Origin of the sequence: Algoriphagus sp. (assembly GCF_024642405.1) — a bacterium.
Taxonomy (GTDB): Bacteria; Bacteroidota; Bacteroidia; order Cytophagales; family Cyclobacteriaceae; genus Algoriphagus.
In genome coordinates this window covers 1-4,908 of the sequence record NZ_JAHEBC010000292.1, presented here as the reverse complement: position 1 = coordinate 4,908, position 4,908 = coordinate 1, and the positions used below count along the sequence as shown (strand labels likewise).

Here is a 4,908-nt window from a genome sequence, read left to right as displayed (position 1 = left end):
AACATGGAAATGGATTTTATGAAGTGCTGAGAGATGGAGAAATAAAAGTTTTATTAAAACACTATAAAGAAGCTGAACCTACAAAAGAGATAGGAAAATATACTTATAGATTTGTGGAAGATTCAGAATATTTCTATTGGAATAATGGAGATTTTGTTCAAGTAAGAAAAAAGAAACAAGCCATACAAAGTTTGGGACTGAACAAGAAGGAAGTGAAAAGTACCCTAAAAGAGAAAAATATTTATTTTGCTTTGGAAAAGGAAAAGTACATTCTTGAGTTGGCAGAATTAAGAGAGAGAAAGTCTGATGCGTTTAATGGGTTTCATAAATGAAAAAACTTCTACTACTAGTTTTTGCTTTATCTTTTTTCTTTGAAACTTTTGCCCAGACCTCACCTAGTGTAAAACTCTCCGGCACCTATTTAGGTATGCCATTTGAAAGATTTGTGGAGAGAGTGGAGTCAGAAACTCCAGTAAGATTTTTTTATAAGGCTCAGGATATTGAAAATCTCCAAGTCAACCTTCAAGCATCAGATACCGAACTAAGATTGGTTTTAGATCAGATTTTTGTGAATTCCGGATTGTCTTATACTATAGATGCTGAGCAGAGGGTTTGGGTTTCAAGGGGTACGAAACTCTTCATAGATTTCCCTTCAGATTATTTTCTAGTCAGAGAAAGACAGGAACTTCTTGTAAATGCAAGTGACACCCTTGGAGAATTTGATAAGAATAAACGATTTTTAATCGGGAAGTCTTCAGATAACCCAGAGTCTTCTACGGCAGTTTTAAGCGGAGTAGTATCAAGTATAGAATCTGGAAATCCAATGAATGGTGCTATAGTCTTGGAGAAAGTAAACTTCACTCAAGTTGCTACTGATAAGGATGGCAGATACTCATTAAAATTACGTAAAGGACGGCATACGATTTGGATTCAAAATATAGGAGGTTTTCAAGAGCAACGTCAAATAGAACTCCGCGGAGATGGGGTTTTAAATATGAGTATTGCCGAAAATGTACTTTCATTGGATGAGGTTGTAGTGAGTTCCGGGGCTCTTTCTAATGTAAATAAATTAGATATGGGAGTTCAATCGATCAGTATTGCTGAAGTTAAACGACTTCCTGCAGTAATGGGGGAAGTTGACGTATTGAGAGGAATATTAACTATGCCTGGTGTAAATACAGTTGGGGAGGCAACAACTGGGTTCAATGTAAGAGGAGGAGCAGCAGATCAAAATTTAATCCTTTACGGAAATTCCACTGTTTTCAACCCGACTCATGCCTTTGGTTTTTTCTCCGCTTTTAATGCAGATGTGGTTTCCGGAGTAGAATTATACAAAGGTTCTATACCCGTAAATTATGGAGGTAGGCTTTCCTCGGTATTACAGGTAGATCCAAAATTTGGAACAAAGGAAAAATTCAGTGGATCTGGAGGAATTGGAATTCTCACAAGCAGACTTGGATTTGAAGGGCCAATAGGTGAAAAAACGAATTTTGCGATAGGCGGCAGAACTACTTATTCTGATTGGGCCTTGAAACTTCTTGATGATGAAGCAGACTTGAAGGGAAGTAAAGTTTCTTTCTATGATTTCAACGTAAATGTCCAACATCAGATCGATGAAAAGAATATACTTGAATTGACAAGCTATTTAAGCCAGGATGATTTTCGATTTGACTTGGATACTGCTTATTCTTACAAAAATTTGAATTTAGCTCTCGGATGGAGGCATTTTTTCAATGATGAGCTTGAGGGGAATCTAACGATAGGTAAAGACAGCTACGAATTTGGAATCATAGGTCAGGATAATCCGCTTAATTCATTTGATTTTGGATTTGATGTGAATCAACTTTTTTTGAAAGCTGATTTTGAATATAGAAAAAGTGAAAATCACATTTTCAAATTTGGAGCTAACGCGATTCAATATTCAATCAACCCCGGAAGCAATAAACCCTATGGTTCAGAATCAATAGTTATTGAGGAGCAATTGAGTGAAGAAAAAGCGAGAGAACTATCGGTTTATTTTGGAGATGAGTTTACTATCAGCGAACAATTCTCTTTGAGTTATGGAGGACGTTATATGTTTTACCAATTCCTAGGCCCCATGACTATCAATGAATATGTAGCTGGTGCTCCAATTACAGAGAGTAATGTCATTGGTGAAAAAACCTATGGGAAAGGGGAGACTATTCAAACCTACCACGGTCCGGAGTTTAGAATATCAGGAAGGTATAATCTGGGGAATAGATCTTCTGTGAAATTTGGCTTTAACACGATGCGCCAAAACATCCATTTACTTTCAAATTCGTCTTCAATTTCACCGACAGACAGTTGGAAACTAAGTGATAAATTTATCAAACCCCAAATAGGTGGTCAAGGATCTGTAGGTTATTACAGAAATTTAGCTAGAAATACCCTGGAGTTCTCAACTGAGGTATATTATCGATATATGAATAACCTTTTGGATTATAGATCTGGGGCAAATATTGTATTGAATGAAAACATTGAACAAGATGTATTAAACTCCAAAGGGAAAGCATACGGAGTTGAAGTTTTGTTAAAAAAGAATACAGGATTATTAAAAGGTTCCATCGCTTATACTTATTCCAGATCTTTGATGAAAACGTCTGATGAACCTAGTGTGGAAAAAATAAATGACGGTGAATTTTACTCAAGCAATTTTGACCAACCTCATCACTTGGTTGTGGTTGCAAATTATGAATTGAGTAAGAGAATCAATACCTCTCTCAATATGAACTATAGTACAGGAAGACCAATTACTCTTCCTATTTCCAAGTTTGATTATGCAAGTTCTGAGCGGGTTTATTTCTCTGATCGAAATGCTTATCGTATTCCTGATTATTTTAGGATTGATTTTTCGGTTAATCTAGAAGGAAACCATAAGGTCAATAAACTGGCACATGCATCTTGGTCATTTGGAGTTTATAATTTACTTGGAAGAAGTAATCCATACTCTGTGTATTATGTTCCAGAAGATGGCAAATTGAGGGGATATCAATTGTCTATTTTTGCAAAACCTATCCCATTTATTACATACAACTTCAAGTTTTAGATGAGAAAAGTAGCGACCTATCTATTTGTTTTTCTACTCTTGCTTTCAGCATGTAGGGAACCATTTAATCCTGAGATTGAACCAACTGATTTAAAAGTATTAGTGGTAGAAGGGTACCTTGATACCGAAGGATTACCTAGTATTTTGAATTTAAGTTATACCAGAAATATTAATTCTGATAATTCTTTTACGCCGACTTATCCGAATGCGAATGTCTTTTTGGAATCTGAATCAGGAGTACAATATGATTTGATACCTCTTGGAAATGGTTCTTATGAATTCGCTCAAAATATTTCCGAAAGTGAAAATTATAGACTTCGGATTCTCGTCGATGATGGATCATCTTATACTTCAGATCTACTAAGACCGATTTTGACGCCGGAGATTATTGATGTGGGATTTGAAAGAAATGAGGAAGGAGTAGAAGTGTATTTGACTACCAAGGGGGATGAAAATGCAGATGACTTCCTTTGGACCTTCGAGGAGACTTATGCTTTCAGACCGAAAATCTCAACAGCATATCGATATGATTTAGACCTAGAGAACGTTATCCTTGCTACCGATGAAAATAGAACAGACTTATGCTATCGAGGTGAATTAAGTTCAGATTTGATTTTGGAAACCTCATCAAGGTTTGAGGACCAGTTTGTTTTCAGGCAGTCTATCACCCAAATCCCAACTGGTGACGAGCGAATCTCTGTAAGGTATAGTATTTTAATTTCCCAAAAGGCTTTAGATAAAAACGCCTCTGATTTTTGGGAGGTTTTGCGGAAAAATACGGACGATATAGGATCTATTTTTAGTCCACTTCCTTCTAATATTGGTGGGAATATCAAAAATGATCAAAATCCAATAGCACCTGTTGTAGGATATTTAAGTTTGGGTACTGTCAGGCAAAGAAGATTGTTTATAGGGGTCGGAGATGTATTTCCTTGGCCTAAAGTAGACATACCTGATTATTTTGGATGCATTGTTGAGCCCGATACGATAGAATTTGAGAATTATAAGACAGCCTTCCTTTCTGGAGGATATACCCCTGCAATCCCTATTTTTTGTGATACGTGTTATGACCCTATTGGATTCCGAAAAGCAGAAAGAAGATGTACGGATTGCACCTTAAGGGGAACAAATGTCAAACCTGATTTCTGGGAGGATTGAAAATGAGCATCTTTAGAAGATTTAGTCTAGTTATTTTACTTTTCTTAGGATTTCAGACGATATCATTTTCTCAGTCCAATGAAGTGGTTTCATTTTCAATCCCGAAAACGATTTACTTTGGAGGCGAGAAAATCTGGATTTCAGGGCAAGTAAATCAGAACGCAACAGTTTCGGAATCCATAATTCTTTATGCTGAACTGATTAATCGATATAATGAATCGGTGGCAATCGGGAAAATGCCTTTGGAAGAAGGTGAGAGTTTTAATTTTCTTCAACTTCCACAAGATTTACCTTCTGATAATTATTTACTCAGAGTATTCACAAGGGTTAGTCCCTATCAAAATCCAGAAACAGGAATTTCTCAACAATTTATTACAGTCTTTAATAGACTGGCTCCACCTGATGTAGTTGAAAAAAGAGAAGAATTTAAATTTGGAGGCACTAGTTCGTACAATGAAATCAAGACTTCTCAGGATGAGGTAAGCCCTGGTGATAACTTGTCTGTAGATGTTTCCGCAATTGGGGAGGTAGATGAAGTCAGTATTTCTGTCATCAACCCATTTTTAGGAAATCAAGACAAAATTAAATCATCGAGTGTGTATGAGTCTGTAGATTCAAAAAACCTTTTGCCTGAATTATTTGGACATATTATAGAAGCAAAGATTGAAGGGGAGAATATAGAT

The 4,908-nt window shown here is 36.2% G+C and carries 3 protein-coding genes and 1 pseudogene; all 4 read left to right on the top strand.

Translation table 11 applies throughout. The features are described from left to right. A pseudogene (locus Q0L68_RS16385) lies at window positions 1-332 on the top strand (hypothetical protein); the annotation flags it as partial. Further along, window positions 329-3,067, top strand: coding sequence for a carboxypeptidase-like regulatory domain-containing protein (locus Q0L68_RS16380; RefSeq protein ID WP_296705249.1), 2,739 nt, complete (start codon window positions 329-331; stop codon window positions 3,065-3,067). The pseudogene Q0L68_RS16385 and the gene Q0L68_RS16380, both read left to right, overlap by 4 nt. Beyond that, window positions 3,068-4,225 carry a DUF4249 domain-containing protein gene (locus tag Q0L68_RS16375; RefSeq protein WP_296705247.1) on the top strand — a complete coding sequence of 386 codons (1,158 nt, stop codon included), beginning with the start codon at window positions 3,068-3,070 and terminating at the stop codon, window positions 4,223-4,225. A gap of 2 nt (window positions 4,226-4,227) precedes the next feature. After that, window positions 4,228-4,908: hypothetical protein (locus Q0L68_RS16370; protein ID WP_296705246.1), on the top strand; the 681-nt coding region annotated here is incomplete at its 3' end.